This window comes from Providencia sp. UF-224 (assembly GCF_058245955.1).
Genome location: NZ_JBSICC010000032.1, coordinates 23,772 through 41,881, shown reverse-complemented (window position 1 = coordinate 41,881; position 18,110 = coordinate 23,772). Strand labels below are relative to the sequence as shown.

Annotated in this window: 21 protein-coding genes; 10 read left to right on the top strand and 11 right to left on the bottom strand. The window is 41.8% G+C overall.

The genetic code is table 11. The annotated features are described in order from the left end of the window. Window positions 1-234, top strand: a 234-nt coding sequence (locus AC4IFO_RS19990; protein ID WP_490737079.1) for a UDP binding domain-containing protein, incomplete at its 5' end; no start/stop codon positions are given. A 191-nt stretch (window positions 235-425) separates the two neighbouring features. Beyond that, a complete protein-coding gene (locus tag AC4IFO_RS19985) occupies window positions 426-1,130 on the top strand; it encodes a lipopolysaccharide core heptose(II) kinase RfaY (RefSeq protein ID WP_490737077.1) in 705 nt (234 codons plus the stop codon). 31 nt (window positions 1,131-1,161) lie between these two features. Here AC4IFO_RS19985 and thiM read toward each other — a convergent pair whose 3' ends face one another. Together thiM and AC4IFO_RS19975 are read right to left on the bottom strand one after the other, a co-directional pair. After that, window positions 1,162-1,938: a hydroxyethylthiazole kinase gene (thiM, locus tag AC4IFO_RS19980; RefSeq protein ID WP_490737075.1), complete on the bottom strand. Its 777-nt coding sequence runs from the start codon at window positions 1,936-1,938 to the stop codon at window positions 1,162-1,164. A 77-nt stretch (window positions 1,939-2,015) separates the two neighbouring features. Then, on the bottom strand, window positions 2,016-3,218 hold the full coding sequence (locus AC4IFO_RS19975) for an ROK family protein (protein WP_490737073.1): 1,203 nt from the start codon (window positions 3,216-3,218) through the stop codon (window positions 2,016-2,018). A 189-nt stretch (window positions 3,219-3,407) separates the two neighbouring features. On the opposite strand from AC4IFO_RS19975, the gene AC4IFO_RS19970 reads away from it, so the two are divergent. The 3 genes from AC4IFO_RS19970 to AC4IFO_RS19960 all read left to right on the top strand — a co-directional run bounded on the left by AC4IFO_RS19970 (window position 3,408) and on the right by AC4IFO_RS19960 (window position 6,462). Beyond that, window positions 3,408-4,226: a purine-nucleoside phosphorylase gene (locus tag AC4IFO_RS19970; RefSeq protein WP_490737071.1), complete on the top strand. Its 819-nt coding sequence runs from the start codon at window positions 3,408-3,410 to the stop codon at window positions 4,224-4,226. Between the two features lie 65 nt (window positions 4,227-4,291). Further along, window positions 4,292-5,209 (top strand): DMT family transporter, encoded by a 918-nt coding sequence (locus tag AC4IFO_RS19965; protein ID WP_490737069.1) that lies wholly within the window; start codon window positions 4,292-4,294, stop codon window positions 5,207-5,209. After that, window positions 5,206-6,462, top strand: a complete 1,257-nt coding sequence (locus AC4IFO_RS19960; protein WP_490737067.1) for a nucleoside permease — start codon at window positions 5,206-5,208, stop codon at window positions 6,460-6,462. The genes AC4IFO_RS19965 and AC4IFO_RS19960 overlap by 4 nt, the downstream gene beginning before the upstream one ends. Window positions 6,463-6,540: 78 nt before the next feature. On the opposite strand, the gene AC4IFO_RS19955 is transcribed toward AC4IFO_RS19960, so the two are convergent. The 6 genes from AC4IFO_RS19955 to AC4IFO_RS19930 form a co-directional block, all read right to left on the bottom strand. Further along, window positions 6,541-7,164 carry a GntR family transcriptional regulator gene (locus tag AC4IFO_RS19955; protein WP_490737065.1) on the bottom strand — a complete coding sequence of 208 codons (624 nt, stop codon included), beginning with the start codon at window positions 7,162-7,164 and terminating at the stop codon, window positions 6,541-6,543. Between the two features lie 164 nt (window positions 7,165-7,328). Continuing rightward, on the bottom strand, window positions 7,329-8,120 hold the full coding sequence (locus AC4IFO_RS19950; protein WP_490737063.1) for a carbon-nitrogen hydrolase family protein: 792 nt from the start codon (window positions 8,118-8,120) through the stop codon (window positions 7,329-7,331). Window positions 8,121-8,129: 9 nt separating this feature from the next. Further along, window positions 8,130-8,777 carry an RraA family protein gene (locus AC4IFO_RS19945; RefSeq protein WP_219245141.1) on the bottom strand — a complete coding sequence of 216 codons (648 nt, stop codon included), beginning with the start codon at window positions 8,775-8,777 and terminating at the stop codon, window positions 8,130-8,132. A gap of 44 nt (window positions 8,778-8,821) precedes the next feature. Then, a complete protein-coding gene (locus AC4IFO_RS19940; RefSeq protein WP_490737060.1) occupies window positions 8,822-10,132 on the bottom strand; it encodes an MFS transporter in 1,311 nt (436 codons plus the stop codon). Window positions 10,133-10,452: 320 nt separating this feature from the next. After that, complete coding sequence (dinD, locus tag AC4IFO_RS19935; protein WP_490737058.1) at window positions 10,453-11,280, bottom strand: DNA damage-inducible protein D; 828 nt, start codon at window positions 11,278-11,280, stop codon at window positions 10,453-10,455. A gap of 245 nt (window positions 11,281-11,525) precedes the next feature. Then, window positions 11,526-12,389 carry a YicC/YloC family endoribonuclease gene (locus AC4IFO_RS19930; protein ID WP_219245138.1) on the bottom strand — a complete coding sequence of 288 codons (864 nt, stop codon included), beginning with the start codon at window positions 12,387-12,389 and terminating at the stop codon, window positions 11,526-11,528. A 122-nt stretch (window positions 12,390-12,511) separates the two neighbouring features. On the opposite strand from AC4IFO_RS19930, the gene rph reads away from it, so the two are divergent. After that, complete coding sequence (rph, locus tag AC4IFO_RS19925) at window positions 12,512-13,225, top strand: ribonuclease PH (protein ID WP_219245137.1); 714 nt, start codon at window positions 12,512-12,514, stop codon at window positions 13,223-13,225. A 121-nt stretch (window positions 13,226-13,346) separates the two neighbouring features. After that, window positions 13,347-13,988, top strand: coding sequence for an orotate phosphoribosyltransferase (gene pyrE, locus AC4IFO_RS19920; RefSeq protein WP_490737055.1), 642 nt, complete (start codon window positions 13,347-13,349; stop codon window positions 13,986-13,988). Between the two features lie 51 nt (window positions 13,989-14,039). Here the strand turns inward: pyrE and slmA are convergent, their stop codons facing one another. The 3 genes from slmA to coaBC form a co-directional block, all read right to left on the bottom strand. Further along, window positions 14,040-14,639 carry a nucleoid occlusion factor SlmA gene (gene slmA, locus AC4IFO_RS19915; protein WP_219245135.1) on the bottom strand — a complete coding sequence of 200 codons (600 nt, stop codon included), beginning with the start codon at window positions 14,637-14,639 and terminating at the stop codon, window positions 14,040-14,042. A gap of 217 nt (window positions 14,640-14,856) precedes the next feature. Then, the gene (gene dut, locus AC4IFO_RS19910) at window positions 14,857-15,312 is read right to left on the bottom strand and encodes a dUTP diphosphatase (protein ID WP_219245134.1); all 456 of its coding nucleotides are present in this window, start codon (window positions 15,310-15,312) and stop codon (window positions 14,857-14,859) included. Continuing rightward, on the bottom strand, window positions 15,299-16,510 hold the full coding sequence (gene coaBC, locus AC4IFO_RS19905; protein WP_490737052.1) for a bifunctional phosphopantothenoylcysteine decarboxylase/phosphopantothenate--cysteine ligase CoaBC: 1,212 nt from the start codon (window positions 16,508-16,510) through the stop codon (window positions 15,299-15,301). The genes dut and coaBC overlap by 14 nt, the downstream gene beginning before the upstream one ends. A 183-nt stretch (window positions 16,511-16,693) precedes the next feature. Between coaBC and radC the strand changes: the two genes are divergently transcribed. From radC to rpmG, 3 genes are all read left to right on the top strand, one after another. Continuing rightward, window positions 16,694-17,359: a RadC family protein gene (gene radC, locus AC4IFO_RS19900; RefSeq protein ID WP_490737083.1), complete on the top strand. Its 666-nt coding sequence runs from the start codon at window positions 16,694-16,696 to the stop codon at window positions 17,357-17,359. 272 nt (window positions 17,360-17,631) lie between these two features. Further along, on the top strand, window positions 17,632-17,868 hold the full coding sequence (rpmB, locus tag AC4IFO_RS19895) for a 50S ribosomal protein L28 (RefSeq protein ID WP_004265123.1): 237 nt from the start codon (window positions 17,632-17,634) through the stop codon (window positions 17,866-17,868). A gap of 11 nt (window positions 17,869-17,879) precedes the next feature. After that, on the top strand, window positions 17,880-18,047 hold the full coding sequence (gene rpmG / locus AC4IFO_RS19890) for a 50S ribosomal protein L33 (protein ID WP_004265124.1): 168 nt from the start codon (window positions 17,880-17,882) through the stop codon (window positions 18,045-18,047). Window positions 18,048-18,110 lie beyond the last annotated feature (63 nt).

The window sequence follows — 18,110 nt, the reverse complement described above, 5'->3', positions numbered from 1 at the left end:
AACTTCCGTGCTTCTGCGGTGCAAGGCATCATGAAGCGCATCAAAGCCAAAGGCATTGAAGTGGTGGTGTATGAGCCAGTGATGAAGGAAACCGAGTTTTTCCGTTCAAAAGTGGTTAATGATTTAGCGGAATTTAAAGCCCAATGTGACATCATTTTGGCTAACCGTATGGTGCCTGAAATTGAAGATGTGGCAGATAAAGTCTATACCCGTGACTTATTTGGTAATGATTAAATATTGATACCCTGTATAGGTTGGTTGTTTGCCAACCTATTCTTCCTCTTTTCCCTCCATAAAAACCGCTCATTTTGTGCGATAGCTCGCAACATCCCTCTTTTTAAACCCGTTTTTGCAAGAATCGCTAAGAAATGTCTTTTTTCATTTGTTAGCATCCGCCGGTTGACTAAAAAACGGGCGTTGTTGTCATGCAAAAAATTATAAAAAAACAAAGAAATGGCTTCATGACTTACCAAAAAGCAGGTGAGATTGATTTTTGGCAAGTCATGATTGACTATATTGACGGAAAAATTGTTGGCAAAGATTTAGGTAGTGGAAATGCAGAGCGAAGTGTCGAGCGTATCTCGCTAAACGGTAAGAACTATATTATCAAATGTGAGAAAGAGCGGGATAAGCGCATAGAAAAACGAGTAATGCGCATGCTATCTGGCCCATTTTATTCACGTTTATTAACGCGTTTAGTCTCCGCTCAAAATCAGGGGTGCACCGTGACAAATGATATCTATTTTGTGGCGGAAAAAATGCAATATCGTGAATCTGTTGAAACGTGGATTATCGCTGAATATGTTGAAGGGACCGTTTTATCAGAACTGGATGATTTAAGGCCTTATTATCCTGAAATGAAATCAGTTATTAAGCAACTCCATCACTATGGCTTATCCTCTAATGATATCCATGCGGGTAACTTTGTTTTGACAGAAGATGGATTGAAAGTGATTGATTTGTCTGATTATGGAAACTTAACCATATGTAAAGCCAATGACTTAATCGCATTAAAACGTTTTTATGGTATTGAGCCAGACAAAAAAAGCGGGACTTATCGATTTATTCGCTTTAGGGACAATTTTCGCCACTGGTCAAGAAAACTACGAGGTAAGAAAACTCGGTTATAGCCTAAACTGAGTTTTCTTATTGTCGAATTTATCAATTTAATTGATAAAGTGCATCCAAAAACTCAGGGATAAAGCTACCTGTACCGCGACAGCTCTGTGTTGCCGTTTTTCCTGCTTGTTTCATTAGCGCACAAGCGGTTGCAACATGTTGTAGTCTATCACCAGATAGCCCACAGCTAGCGGCAACCACGGCAGACAGTGCACACCCCGTTCCAACTACGCGAGTCATCAGAATATCGCCACCTTCGACAGCAATTGTGCGTACACCGTCAGTGATATAATCAATTTCACCACTGATGGCGACAATCGTATTCGCTTGTTTGGCCAGTGATTGTGCGGCAGGAAGGGCATCATTTGTGGAGTTTAGGGAGTCTACCCCTCGACCTCCAAGGCTAACTCCTGCTAATGCCATAATTTCCGATGCATTGCCGCGAATTGCCGCAGGTTTAAGGCTAAGGATTTCGTGACAAAAACGGGTACGAAAAGTGAGGGCACCAACGGCAACGGGGTCAAGAACCCAAGGTTTTTCCGCGGTATTAGCACTGTGTATAGCGCGTTTCATTGCTTGTTGCCTATCTGCCGTGAGTGTTCCCACATTGATTAATAAACTGTTTGCTATGGCGGCAAATTGTTCGGCTTCTTCAGGTTCAATGACCATGGCAGGAGAACACCCTAGCGCTAACAGGACATTTGCCGTAAAGGTTTGAACGACATCATTGGTCATGCAGTGAACGAGAGGGGATTGGTCGTGAAGTTGTTGTAATATTTGTGATTTTACAGTGTCGCTGATGTATTCAAATTCGGACATGATCCCCTCATTTAGCGTGATAGAGCATAAAATAGTGAATTGATTTTACACTCTATCCCGTTGAATGAAAGACGCAGTTAATCGCAGAGGTATTTTTCCATCACCATCCCTCCCGCACCTTGTGCGACAATTTCATATGAATCATTGGCGGCATAAATACGTGTTTGAATATGGGGGAAGGCAGCGAGTTTCCCTTCAACGGACTTTTTCGTCATCTCAAAGAAATGATTTTTTGGTGTTAAGGTTCCGCCACAAACCACCACGTCAGCCTGAGTGGTTAAGATGGCATTCGCGATAGCAATTCCATAATAATAGGCAGCTTCTTCAAGGGATTCGAGGCAAATAGGGTCATTTAATGTTAGTGCTTGGAAAATAGTGTGGTAATTAATGTCAGCCTCATTATTAACTAGTTCATTAATGACTGAACTTTTACCTAATCTGAGCTGCTGGATCACACGAGATTTAATCGCAGATAACGAGCTGTATTGCTTTAAGCAGCCAAACGAGCCGCACTCACAGCGTTGCCCATTGATATCAATAGTTGTGTGGCCAAAAGCTTGCGCGGTACTGATCGGCGCTGGCGCGTAGTGATTATTGATGATCGTGCAACTGCGAATGTCTGTATCGCAGGTGGTAAATAAAAATCGTTGGCTATCAGACGTGTAACGTAATCGGTATTCGGCAAAAGCTGCAAAACTGATGCCGCTTCCCAGTAGCACAAAGCATGGCACTTTTTGTGTGATGTAGTCGTAGAGTCCTTTAATGCGCGAGTTATATTGATGATAGGGGAGTTTGTCACGCTCTAAAATATGGTCGATAGCAATGCCGATACCGAGTAGGTTTTCTACACTGAGTTGGTGCTCCGCAAGGAGTGAGTCTACTTTACCAAGCAGGTGGTCAAGCATGTTTTCTGCTGTTTCCAAGTGCTCATATTTGACTTTCACCATCCCTAAAATCTCAAGTTTTAGGTTTTGTAAAACAATGGTGGAATAGATATCACTCATCTCAATGCCAACAAGATAGCCATCTGCTGGGTTGATACTGTACAGAATGGGTTTTCGCCCTCCAGTAGACTCCCCTAGCTCTGAGGTTGAAATTAATTGGCATTTACTTAGCTCATCTAGCAATCTTGCACAGGTGGCAGGCTTCATACTCGCGAGCGTAGCGAGCATTTCGGCTCGAATAGGGCCATGTTTGAGGATTAATCGGTAAAGCACTTTCAATTTTTGCGTTTTTGAATTTTTTGAGGTGCGAAATTCATTTAATAATGTATGTAGCAAGCGCCTCACTCCTTTTCGTTCCAACCATTGGGCTTAAGATTAGCAAATCTACGCACAAAGTTCTGCATCATGCGACACATCATACCTAAAAACTTTTTCTTAAAATGAGATTAAGATCGCTGTTCTGTTTTTAAATTGCGCTATGATCGATTTTAACAATCAGTATTCGATTTTAATTTGGAGATAGCCATGCACCAGACAAAAGATATTTTAGAGAGCTTGAAATTTATTCAGTCACGTACGGATATGAAACCAACTGTCGGGATTATTTTAGGCTCTGGATTGGGCCCATTTGCAGATACCCTCGAAAATGCAGTGCATATTCCTTATAGCGAAGTTCCTCATTTTGCTAAGTCTGAGGCTGTTGGTCATGCGAATGAATTAGTGATTGGTACGATCGCGGGCAAAACGGTAGTTGCGATGAAAGGCCGTTTTCACTATTACGAAGGTTTTTCATTAGACCAAGTTACTTTCCCTGTGCGTTTGATGAAAGCACTCGGTGTTGAAAAATTAATTATCACTAACGCCTGTGGTGCAGTAAATACCGATTTCAACCCAGGTGACCTGATGATTATTACCGATCACATTAACCTGACTGCGAATAACCCATTAATGGGGCCTAATAACCCTGAGTTGGGTGTTCGTTTCCTAGATGTGAGCGAGGTTTACAACAAAGAACTACGTCAGACAATCAAAGATGTTGCCTCTGAACAAGGTGTTTCTGTGCGTGAAGGTGTTTATGCATGGTGGACTGGCCCGACGTACGAAACCCCAGCAGAAATTCGCATGATCAGAACATTAGGGGCTGATGCAGTGGGGATGTCGACGGTGCCTGAAGCCTTAGTTGCTCATCACTCGCAAATTAAAACAGTCGGAATTTCCTGTTTAACCAATATGGCATGCGGCATTTTGGAACAACCGTTAAGCCATGATGAAGTGATTGAAACCGCAGAAAAAGTGAAAGCGACATTCTTGAAATTAGTCACTGGTGTGATCGCGCGTTTCTAATTTAAACATTCTTTTTCTCAAAACAAAATAAAGATGCTGTAATTATAGATAGGGTGAATATTGAAATGAAATTTAAAGGTCTGATTTTAGTTTCTTTAGGCGCTTGTAGTTATGGCATTCTTTCAACATTAGTTGTACTGGCTTATCGCGCAGGTTATTCCTTGAATGATGTGATTGGTAGTCAAACAGTACTCGGTGCGATTTTGTTGTGGTTTTTTGTCGTTGTCGGCGCATTAATAAAAAAAGCGCGTTTAGTGTGGCCAACTCGGCAGCAAGGTTTATTGATGTTACTCACGGGGACGACAACAGGGTTAACGGGCTTATTATATTATGCATCGTTACAATATTTGTCCCCAGCATTAGGTGTGGTGCTCTTCCTGCAGTTTACTTGGATGGGTGTCGCAATTAATGCAGTTATAAACCGTCAAATTCCTCCATTGATGACAATTGTTTCTGTGGTGGTCATTTTAATAGGCACCGTACTAGCGACTGGGTTATTAAATAGCCAAGAAATTGTATTTCACTGGGCGGGGGTTTTATTAGGATTATGTGCAGCATTATCCAATGCGATACGGGTTTATGTGAGTGGCGCATTGGCGGTAAAGACCGACCCAATGATGCGTTCCGCGATTATGGTAACGGGAGGGGCTATTTTGACCTCCATTATTGTACCGCCGACATTCTTATTTAGTGTATCAGCGTTCCAATCGTTATTCTTTACTTATGGATTACCTCTGGCTTTCTTTGGTTCGTTCTTCGGTATGTGGATGTTTGCTAAAGGCACCCCCCTTATTGGTACAAGTTTAGCGACCATTGTGAGCTCTATGCAGTTGCCCGTCACTATTTTGCTGTCAGTGACTGTTCTGCAATTACCCCTCGAATTCATTCAGTTTGTTGGTGTCGCCGTCATCTTAATAGGGGTGGCTATCGCTGAGCTGAAAATAAAAATAAACAAATGTAACTCCAAACGGAGCTTCGTATGAACATTAAATCCCGCTTGAAAATCATGCTTTTCCTGCAATATTTTGTTTGGGGAAGTTGGTTAGTTACGCTCGGCTCGTACATGATGAAAACCTTGAGTTTCTCAGGTGCTGAAGTTGGTTTAGTTTATAGCTCAAAAGGTGTTGCGGCTATTTTAATGCCTGGGCTTATCGGAATTATTGCAGATAAATATATTCCAGCGAATCGCTTATATATGATTTGCCACCTGATAGGTGCGGCTGCATTATTCTATGCAGCAACCGTGACCAGCTCATCGGTGATGTTTTGGGTGATGTTGATCAATGCGATGGCATTTATGCCAACAATTGCGCTTTCAAACACGATTAGTTACTCGTCATTGAGCCAATACCAATTGGATTCAGTTAGTAACTTCCCACCAATCCGTGTATTTGGAACCGTTGGGTTTATTATCGCAATGTGGAGCATCAGCTTATTAAAATTCGAACTCAGTAGTATGCAGCTTTATATTGCGGGTGGTTGTTCATTGCTATTAGCAGCATATTCTCTCACACTGCCAAAAATTGAAGTGAATAAAAAAGCCATTTCAAGTAGCTGGATGAGCAAGCTTGGCTTAGATGCGTTAGTGTTATTTAAAAAACCGATAATGGCCGTCTTTTTCTTATTTGCGATGTTACTTGGTGCGGTTTTGCAAATTACCAATACGTTTGGTAACCCATTCTTACACGATTTCGGTCTCAATCCGCTGTATCAAGATAGTTTAGTGGTGCAATACCCGTCTATTTTATTATCTATCTCACAAATGGCTGAAGTCTGCTTTATTTTAGCCATTCCATTTTTCTTAAAACGCTATGGCATTAAAACCGTTATGCTATTAAGTATGTTTGCATGGACATTGCGGTTTGGTTTCTTCGCCTTTGGTGACCCATCAGCGATTGGCTTGATGTTCTTAATCATGTCGATGATTGTGTATGGTTGTGCATTTGATTTCTTTAATATTTCAGGCTCCATTTTTATCGAACGGGAAGTTGATACTCGAATGCGTGCCAGTGCCCAAGGATTATTTATGACCATGGTGAACGGTGTTGGGGCATATTTTGGCGCAATTCTTAGTGGATTGGTTGTCGATTACTATACTGTTGACGGTATTAAAGATTGGCAAATGATTTGGCTGGTCTTCTCGTCTTACACCATTGTTTTAGCTATTATTTTCCAATTTACATTCCATTATAGCCACGATAAAGACGCGGCAATGAAGGAAGCAAAAGCGAACTAAGATTAACTGCTAAAAATCAAGATCAAGCCTAAAAAGAGAAAGCCATTAAGTTGGCTTTTTCTTTTTGGTGCAATTCAGCTAAACGTAGTTACGCTTACCCCGTAAAATATGCTCTGTTAGGGTTTCTTCAGCTTGGCTGAAGGCTTTTTCCTTCAGCTGCTCAACAAGTTGCTGATGTTGGCGTGTGGACTCAAAATAATATTCATTGCGGTAAATGGGATCCGGTTGGAAATAAACACGTTGGCGAATATTATCGGCTAAATCTAAAAAGACAGCGTTATCGAGTAATTCTAAAAAGAAGCGATGAAAGCGCTCATCTTCTTTAATCCAACCTTGGTAATTATTTTCCGCAAGTAGGGCTTTTTGCTGTTCAATAATAGCTTCTAAATTGGTGAAATGTTCTTCGGTTAAATAATCACGAACAAGTTTAATCGCATGAGATTCAATGGCTAAACGTAAATCATAATTATCCCGCGTTTCTTTTAAAGACAGTTTTTGAATAAACACCCCTTTGCGGGGAATAATTTTAACCAAACCTTCATTCTGCAACTGGTATAGCGCTTCGCGAATAGGTGTGCGGCTCATTCCAAGCTCTTCAACTAAGCTGTTTTCAGAGGTGTAGCTTTCCTCGCCAAACTGCTTACTGATAATTTTATGTTTAATGGCCGTATAGGCTTGTTGGCTGAGTGGTTTATCTTTCATTAGGATCTTGCGTCAAAAGTAGAAATTTCAGTGAGTATAGAAAGGAATAGACTGGTATACAAGCAAAGCACTAGCTTTATATTGTTTAGAGAACAAGCAAATGTTGATTAATTATTGATAATAATATGAATGATAAACCAGCATCCGTGCCGGCTTTGATTGAGTTAATATAATTCAGGGCGACGGTTTTCCATACAGGGTAGCTTTTGACGTGTTTCAGCGGTGTGTTCAGGTGAAATTTCAGCGAAGAACACCGTTTCATCATAGCCTGCGGAAGCAATTGTTACGCCGAGGGCATCACAAATTAAGCTACGACCAATAAAAATATTGCCAGTTTGGTCGCACGCACAAACAGGAATGGTATTTTCTAAAGCACGGGTTTTTACGAGAGTTTGGTAGTGTTCTTCTTTGAGAGGCCCACTGACCCATGCTGTTGGGACTAAGAGTAAGTCTGCCCCAGCTAACGCTAATTTACGAGCGACTTCAGGGAAACGAAGCTCATAGCACACTAAAATACCAATTTTTCCAAATTCGGTTTCAACAGGCTTCAACTCGTTATGGCTTTGGATAATATTGAGCGATTCTTGGTAAGAAAAAGCGTCATATAAATGGGTTTTTTGGTAGTGATAAATGAGTTCACCTTGGCGGTTTAACATAATGGTGGTGTTAAACGCACGTTTAGGCTCATTTTCAGCCCGCTCATAAATGCCACAAACTACATAAATTCCATACTCTTTTGCTGTTTTAGCCAGTTGGGAAACAAAAGGGCCATCAACATTCTCTGCGACGTCGGCATAACTGATACCACTGTCCGCGGGGACAAACGCCATAAACATTTCAGGTAATAGCACTAAATCCGCGCCACCCTGAGCCGCTTTTTGGATGGCATCACAGGCTTTTTTTAAATTCTGCTCTTTATTCGGACTACTGGCTAATTGGGCAATTGCAACTTTCATGTCAGCTCCTTATTCGAAATATTTTGCAGCACCTGAGATAGCGGCTAAAGTTTCACCCGCATCAATGCGTTTTTTTACATCAATTTCAGCATGTTGTGCATTAAGTGCGCGTTGGCGATATTCTTGTAATGTCACTTCATCTGCGACTAAAATGCCATCACCATCTGCAATAATTAAATTACCTGGATGGATAGTGACGCCATCGACACTGATTGGCACGTTGATTGCGCCTTCAATGCCTAAGATTCGAGTTGTTAGCGGACTGACTTTGCGGGCAAATACGGGGACGCCAATCTCACGTAATGCTTTAATGTCTGTCACACAACCATCGATAACCGCCCCAGCGATTTTTTTCGCGCGTGCCATATAAGACACCATCTCCCCCCAACAGGCGCGGTCATAATCTCCAGACATATCAATGCAAACTACATCACCTTCCTGAACGATATCAAAAACTTTATGTACTGCTGAAGAGTCCATATGCGGAATGCGTACAGTTACTGCATGACCAATAAACTGATTCTTTTCAATTTGTGGGCGTAGCGTTTTGATAAAACCAAAATCAGTCATATGGCCAATTGTTGAAGGACAAACATCACGGCAGCTTTCGATCACTTCTTGATTAAAACAGGTAACTCGAGGATTTAATGTAAACATAGGGCACCTTTATTCGTTATATTATTTAGAGAGTGTGAGTAAAACTAATTTTGCTCTACAGCAGCCGCAAGAGGCTTGTCAGGTTGAATGAAGAACCAGCAAATAATCGCTAAACTAATAGGTATCACATTGAAAAGTAAGGCGACTGTCCAGCCAAAATGTTGAGCCAGCCAACCACATAAAATTGGGGAGATGACACCACCCAGATTGCCCCACAGGTTCATCCACCCACTTACTGAGCCTGCATATTGGCGTCCTTTATCCGCGGCGATCGCCCAAGATGTCACAACGGGCAGGCCTAAAGAGCCGAGAGCTAAGGTGAGCCATGCGACACTTGCAACGGCGCTTTCCGTTTGCGCTGCGCCACAAATTCCCACGATAAACAGGATAAAACCCGTAATCGCGATGTAGCCCCTTGCGACTAATTGGGAGTAACCTTTATTGAGTAGCCAGTCAGATACTGAACCCGCAGTCAGTACGGCAATACAAATGGCTAACCATGGGAAACTTGCCGCAACACCCATTTGCGTTAGTGAAAACCCGCGTGCTTCTTGCAGGTAAGTTGGCAACCAAATCATGAATAACGTGGTCATATAGGCGACAAAAAAGTATTGAAAGCCAACTGCCCAAAACGGACGCTCTTTCATGAACTTACGCCATGGCGCTTTGACATCCTCACCACCATTTTCACTGATTGTTCGACCACTTTGTATAAAGGCGATTTCGCTTTGTGAGATTTTAGGGTGCTGTTCTGGCTTGTTTCGAGCACAGAAGTACCAAATCAACCCAATTAAAATCCCAATGACCCCAAAGATGTAGAAAACGGCGTGCCAGCCGAAAGAAATCATAATAAAAACAGTGAGGGTAGGTGCGATGACAGGGCCAAAATAAGAGCCTGCTAACAAGAAGCTTGCAGCTCTGGCTTTTTCATTTTGGCGGAACCACCAAGTATTAAAAACGGCATTTGAGGGGTATAACGGGGCCTCACCGACACCAAAGAGAAAACGCACGATACATAGCCAGATATAAGTCGGTGCAACCACCGTTAGAATGGTAAATGCAGACCAAACATACAAGCTTATTGTTGCAATTAATCGACTACCAAAGCGTTCCGCTAATATCCCACTAGGGATTTGTGCTAATGCATAACCAAGAGAAAATAGTGCGCCTAAAAAACCAAACTGAACCTTACTCATACCTAGATCGGTCATCATATGTTCCGCAACAATGGAAATGTTGGCGCGATCCATATAGGCAATTAAACCGATAATAAAAAATATTGCTGCTAATCCCCAGCGTAAACGCCCTGGTGAGTCCTTCGCTGTAGGTGCTATCACAGAGTCTTTGTATGACATAGTCTTACCTTTTTTATTGGTCTGTAGAGGTAATTAATTTTATTGTATTTATATTGAATTCAACTTGTATACAAGATGGATGTTAATAACGGGTTATTGTTCTGTCAAAGATCTGTTTTGTTATCTGTGATTGGAATCAAAACATTTGGTGAATTTATGAGCGAGCTCATGTTTTTCAATAACAAAATAGTTAGTTGGAATTAATAACTTATTAATCAATGAGTTACTTTTATTGGTGAGAAAAGGAAATTAGGCACTTATCGCAGTAGCAAGTCGTTAACTCTAGATGTACGCCGGTATTTCTAGAGTTAACATATAAGTTATTTATCAATTTTCTTTTTTTTCACCTCTGTTTGCTCAAGCTGCCTTATGCTTTTTTGTGGCGTTGGTAGATTTTCTGGCATGGTACCGCCAAGCTCTTGAATTGTCTCTCTTACTTTTTTGCCTACTTCAAAGTGAGTTTGGTTCGCTTCTGTTTTACTTTGGATATTATCTCGTTTGAGCTTTTCATCTGTTTGAGTTGCTCTAAACAAGTTAGCAGCAAGCTCTGTTGAACCCATATGGTCGAGTATTTTCTGTGATTTTTTTAAACCTTTCTGTTGATGAATACCTTTTTGGTCAAGCCCACCATACAACCCGCGATAACCATGATTTTGAAAAACAGCAAAATCAATGCCTGTTGAGACCCCTGCTTGTTGGGCTGTTTCTACAAGAAGTTTATTGTGTTCTTTAAGTTCATTACGTAAAAATAACCGTTTTTCGTCCTCTTTTAATTGTTTAAATGAAGCGTTATCGTTGAGCTCTTGACGCCTTGTTTGCAGTGCAAAATAGGTTTGACCAGCTGCAATGACGGGTTTACTCGGATCGCCATTTTGAACGACAAGGTAGCAGGCGTAACGTGAGAGATTAATATCATCTAATTCACGTTGTGCTCCAGAGCCTAAAGTGACCATTTTGTTGATGCTAACAAAATGGTCTGAGGGGGCTTGATGACTAGCTTCACAAGCTTGTATTGCTTTATTGAGAACTCTTTGAAAGTTACGCCATTCTTTATAATCGAGTAAGGGAGCGAGTTCTCTCGCTGACCAGTATTCATTACCTGAATTATCTGTTTTTCTAATATCTTCAAAAGGTTGTTGCGGTACCATTTTACTCTCCAATTTTTGAGTAAGTGATTTTTTTTGGGGAAGAAAGATAGTTTACCGTGGAGATTATTTGAGCGCCTAGGGATTTTCAAGAAATAGCAATATTAAGGCAGCTTATGCGATTTTCATTCCAAAATTAAGGGTTTTTCTACCTATTTCAGGTTATTTGGTGATTTTAGGAAAATAAAAAAAGCCAATTTATACAGAGTATTAATTGGCTTAGTCATGCATTACTGTCAAAGAAGGGATTATTCAATATTCTGAATCTGTTCTCTCATTTGTTCGATTAATACTTTCAGTTCAACGGCAGAAGTCGTCACTTCACTGTTAATCGATTTTGACGCTAACGTATTAGATTCACGGTTAAATTCTTGCATCATAAAGTCAAGGCGGCGGCCATTGGCTTCTTTTTTCTTCAAGATATTACGGGTTTCTTTAACGTGCGCCTCTAATCTATCCAATTCCTCAGCAACATCAACACGTTGGGCAAGCAAAATTAGCTCTTGCTCTAAGCGGTTATTGTCTACTTGAATTTCAGCTTCTTCGAGCTTACTTTGCAGGCGGTCGCGCTGCCATTGCAGAATTTCAGGCATATGTTTACGCACTTTTGCTACTTCAACGAGCACACCATCAAGGCGCTGCTCGATTAAAGCATGCAATGAAGCCCCTTCGGCTTCGCGGCTCTGGATAAAAGCATCGATGGTTTCATCTAAACCGGCCATTAACTGTTCGCTGATGGCATCTAAATCTTGCTCGCCTGCCGACATGACCCCCGGCCAACGTAAAATCTCTAACGGGTTGATTTCACCTTCGTGGCTGTAATTTTTGACCCAATTTGCTGCGCTAATTAATTGGCGCGCTAATTGTTCATTAAGAATTAATTCGCCACGGTTTGCACCGTCTAATTCAAAACGTAGGTTACATTCCACTTTTCCGCGCGTTAAACGTGAACGGAGACGCTCGCGAATAACAGGTTCAAGGCTTCTGAACTGCTCAGGTAAACGGATATACGTTTCTAAATAACGTTGGTTTACGGAACGCAGCTCCCAGGCCGCATTCCCCCATTCACCCTTGATATCACGGCGGGCAAAAGCGGTCATACTACGGATCATAATTCGTTCCTATTATCGATAAGATAATGGGATTATAGCGCTATGAGAGATGACAGGATAGGCATTATCGTTTTAAGGACGTATAATGCGTCCCAATTTGAGTTGATAACGGAGATAACACCATGCGCCCAGCAGATAGACAAGCGGACCAAATGCGCCCGATTACCATCACGCGCAATTATACAAAACACGCAGAAGGCTCTGTTCTTATTGAGTTTGGCGACACCAAGGTGTTATGCAATGCAACGGTAGAAGAGGGGGTTCCTCGTTTCTTAAAAGGCCAAGGCCAAGGTTGGGTAACCGCTGAGTACGGTATGTTACCGCGCGCAACAAATTCACGTAACCAACGTGAAGCTGCGCGTGGTAAGCAAACTGGCCGCACAATGGAAATCCAACGTTTGATTGCGCGTTCTTTACGTGCAGCGGTTGATTTGAAAAAATTGGGTGAATTCACCATCACGTTGGATTGTGATGTTATCCAAGCCGATGGCGGTACACGTACTGCGGCGATTTCAGGCGCATGTGTGGCTCTGGTGGACGCACTGAATAATATGGTTGCTCAGGGGAAAATTGCGAAAAGCCCTCTGAAGTCTATGGTTGCCGCAGTTTCGGTCGGAATTGTGAACCAAGAAGCGCTTTGCGACCTTGAGTACGTTGAGGATTCTGCCGCTGAAACGGACATGAACGTGGTAATGATGGATGATGGCCGCATGATTGAAGTGCAAGGCACGGCAGAAGGCGAACCGTTTAGCCATGAAGAGTTATTAGCTCTACTGGCATTAGCCAAAACAGGGCTTGATACCATTTTTGAAGCTCAGCGAGAAGCGCTGAAATAAATTAATGATTAAATAGGCGGCTGAAAAGTCGCCTTTTTTATGTCTGCAAAATGACAGATAACGCAATCAGCAAAATAACAGATTAAATATATATAATTTTCATCAATGAGGAGAATGACCAATGAAAGCCTATCAGCGCGATTTTATTGAACTTGCCATGAAAAAACAGGTACTGAAATTTGGTGAGTTTACGCTGAAATCAGGTCGCAAAAGCCCTTACTTTTTTAATGCAGGGTTATTTAATACTGGACGTGATCTGGCACTTGTCGGTCGTTTTTATGCACAGGCGCTGCAAGAGAGCGCAATTGAATGTGATGTAATTTTTGGGCCTGCCTATAAAGGTATTCCAATTGCAACCACCATGGCAGTCGCACTGGCTGAACATCATGACATCGATATGCCATATTGCTTTAACCGTAAGGAAGCTAAAGATCATGGTGAGGGTGGTGTATTAGTTGGTAGCCCTCTGCAAGGACGTGTTGTTGTCGTTGATGATGTGATCACAGCAGGTACTGCAATTCGCGAATCGATGGAAATTATTAAGCAGCAAAAAGCGACTCTGAACGGTGTTTTACTGTGCTTAGACCGCCAAGAAAAAGGAAAAGGTGAGATCTCAGCAGTACAAGAGGTTGAGCGTGACTATAGCTGCAAAGTATATTCAATCATTACGATGAGCGATTTGATTACGTACCTTTCTGAACAAGAAGGTATGGAAGCGCACTTAGTGGCGATGAAAGCTTATAGAGAAAAGTACGGTATTTAAAAAAATCCCCTCGCCCAAAAAACGGGCGGGGTGAGTAGTACTAATAACTGGCTATTGTAACTGAGCTAAAATTAAAGGCCAGCGCGCTTCGAACTCGACAGTCGGTCGATAACGAAATTCGGAACGTACGAAGCGTGATAACATGCCTTCGCAAAAAGCGAGCAGTTGAGAGGCAAGTAGCGATTCATCATGTACAAAGCCATGACCATCGCGTATTTTCTTCTCTTTTAACACTTGGCGTAATTGGGATTCAATTCGCTCAAATAATTGGTTAATACGGTCTTGCAGCCTGTCTTGTTCAAACATAAGCGCATGACCTGTCATTATACGCGTTAAGCCAGGATTTTTCTCTGAAAATCCTAAAATTAACGCTAACATTAATTTAATTCTAATGATGGTATCTTTTTCATCATTTAAAATTAGATTAATACGCGAAACCAGTGAGTCTTCGATAAACCCAATAAGGCTATCAAACATCTTCATTTTACTTGGAAAATGACGGTACAACGCTGCTTCTGAAACACCAACGGTGGCTGCAAGTTTTGCAGTCGTAATGCGTTGGCTACCATCACTACTTTCTAACATTAACGCAAGAGCCTGTAAGATCTCATCACGTCTGTTACGTTTTTGTGTTGTCGCTTTTTCTGCCATGTCTAATTAGACCCCTGCTAAAACAGCAAAACAAACTATCCAAAATTTTGCTCTTAGTAAAGAGACTTACAGAGCAAAATAGGTTTAAAAATGTAGAGAGTGTAAGTAAATTTTGAACAATATTTCTGCTCGGTAATATGCGACCGATTGTTTTAATTCATAAATATAGAACCTAAAGTCGGTTCTATATAGCATATTAAATATCAGAATATTTTATTTATTGTCGACCTGAATGGCCAAAGCCACCTGCACCACGCTCTGTCGCATCGAAATCATCAACAATATTAAATTCAGCTTGAACAACAGGAACAAAAACCATTTGAGCCATACGTTCACCAGGCTCTACAGTAAAGGTTTTGTCACCACGGTTCCAAACAGAAACCATGAGTTGACCTTGATAATCAGAATCAATAAGACCGACAAGGTTTCCGAGTACAACACCATGTTTATGGCCTAAGCCTGAGCGAGGGAGAATAACCGCAGCGAGACTTTCATCAGCGATATGTATCGCTAGACCTGTTGGAATTAATTCGGTTTGACCTGGAGCCAAATCAATCGGCGCATCAAGGCAAGCACGCAAGTCTAAGCCTGCTGAGCCTGTTGTTGCATAGGTTGGTAAAGGAAATTCGTTACCGATACGGCTATCAAGGATTTTTAGGTCAATTTTTTTCATAACGTTGAAGTATCTCGTCAAGTAAATAGTGGCTTAATTCAATTTTACTGCTATGTGGCAACCGAGTATCACCATTGGCATCAAATAGGTGTAATGCGTTGTTATCGCTATTAAACCCATTATCCGCAAGGGAAACATCATTGGCACAAATTAAATCTAATTGCTTCTGTTGTCGTTTTTGGCGTGCATATTCTTCCACATTTTGGGTTTCAGCTGCAAATCCGACAACATAAGGCCTATTTTTGGTAAGAGCACCAACACTAGCGACAATATCTGGGTTTTTCACTAGTGTAATGGTGAACTCATCACCTTGTTTTTTAATTTTATTTTCAGCGACAGTTTTGGCTCGATAGTCTGCAACAGCAGCACAGCCAATAAAAATATCTTGTTCAGCGATAGATTGATGAACCTGCTCATACATATCTAACCCGCTAATGACATTAATTCGATTCACACCCATTGGTGTCGGGAGGTTAACTGGCCCTGAAATTAATGTCACATCAGCACCTCGTTGGCTTGCCGCTTGGGCAATTGCAAACCCCATTTTTCCTGAGCTGTGATTACTGATAAAACGCACAGGGTCTAAATCTTCACGAGTTGGACCAGCCGTGATCATCAGTTTGATGCCTTGTAAATCTAGCTTAGGATTGAAATATTCACCAGCCAAACGAACAATTTCGAGCGGATCAATCATGCGACCTGGGCCAATATCACCACAAGCTTGACTGCCGTCATCTGGCCCCCAAATTATACATTGGCGTTGTTTCAATCTGGTTAAATTATCTTGTGTTGCATGTGCACGGTACATTTGCTGGTTCATTGCAGGCACTATCGCAATGGGAGCTGCGCTGGCAAGGCATATTGTGGTCAGCAAATCATTCGCCATCCCTGCATTAAGTCTAGCAATTAAATCCGCAGTTGCTGGGGCTAAAATAATCAAATCTGCCCATTTTGCGAGTTCAATGTGGCCCATTGCGGCTTCAGCGGCGGGATCTAATAAGTCGTCAGCAACAGGGTGACCGGAAACAGCTTGCAAGGTCAGAGGGGTAATAAAGGCCTTTGCGCCTTGAGTCATAACGACACGAACAATCGCGCCTTGGTCACGCAAGCGACGAGTCAGTTCTGGAATTTTATAGGCGGCGATGCCCCCACTGATACCAATAACTATCTGTTTACCCAATAGTGATAGTTGATTCATTATTTTTATCCACTTTGCTCAACATGAACGGCATATTACCACATTGCGCGTTTAGGGGGAGCGCTCGATTTCGCATCAACTTATTATTTTTGCGAAGCGCTACGCAAAGCCTCATGAACACAATTGTTTTCCACTGAAAACTCGATAAAAGTGATGAGAGAGAATTCAGGGATGAATAATATTATGAATGAATACCAAAACTTACCACCTAGAGAGAAGCTACTTGCTTATGGTGCGGCAACGCTTTCAGATGCCGAATTGTTGGCTATTTTTTTGCGAACAGGTAGCCAAGGAGAACCTGTTTTGAGGTTGGCTGAGCGGCTGATTAAGGAATTTGGTTCATTGTACTTATTGATTCAAGCAGACTATGCGCGGCTGATGCAATGCAAAGGGATGGGACATTGCAAATTTACACAGTTACAAGCGGTTAGTGAGCTAGCTCGCCGCTTTTTTTCGGAGCAATTTCTTTATGAGGATGTGATGAGTGGGCCAGAACTCTTAAAGTCTCGGTTACTTGATTTGTTTGCAGGGCAAGAGCGTGAAGTTTTTATTGTGTTATTTTTGAACAACCAAAATCAAATTATTTGCCGCGAAGAGATGTTTAAGGGCACATTAAATCGCGTTGAAGTACACCCAAGGGAAATTATTCGCTTTGCAATAAAAATGAATGCAAGTTCAATCATCTTGGCGCATAACCACCCATCAGGTAATCCTGAACCTAGCGCAGCAGACAGACAGGTGACTGAGCGAATTCAGAGTGCATGCTCGATTATGGGGGTGAAATTACTTGATCATTTTGTGGTCGGGCACAAGCAATGTGTCTCTTTTGTGGAACGAGGGTGGTTGTAAAATCATTTTTTTGCCTAAAAAATGACATCTTTTACGCTGTTGGGCTTGAGTGAAAACGATTGAAAGCGTATACTACGCCACCTTTAAGGATCTTGGGTTTGGCGAGAAGGGCCTATCTCAGTAAATTTTTACCTGTCTTTGTAAATCTTTATTTAGGTATAAACGGTTTTTTCAGTCAATTGAAAGTTTGCTGAGATGGGCTCCTAAGCCTGACGAGGCGGCCATACCCAGAACAAAAAAGCTCGAGCTGATTAGATTTTTGGAGAATAGACATGTCACGAGTCTGCCAAGTTACCGGCAAGCGTCCAATGAGCGGTAACAACCGTTCACACGCATTAAATGCGACCAAACGTCGTTTTTTGCCAAACCTGCACTCTCACCGTTTCTGGGTTGAGTCTGAGAAACGTTTCGTAACACTGCGTGTATCTGCTAAAGGTATGCGTGTTATCGATAAAAAGGGTATTGATGCTGTTCTTGCTGAACTGCGTACCCGTGGTGAGAAGTACTAAGGAGCTAAAAAATGGCTAAAGGTATTCGCGAGAAAATCAAGCTGGTCTCTTCTGAAGGTACAGGTCACTTCTATACCACTACGAAGAACAAGCGCACAATGCCAGAAAAACTGGAACTGAAAAAATTCGATCCAGTTGTTCGTAAGCATGTGATCTACAAAGAAGCAAAAATCAAATAATTTTGCTTTCTGCGTTAAAAACTCAGCCTCGGCTGAGTTTTTTTTTGTCTAAATTTTAATTGA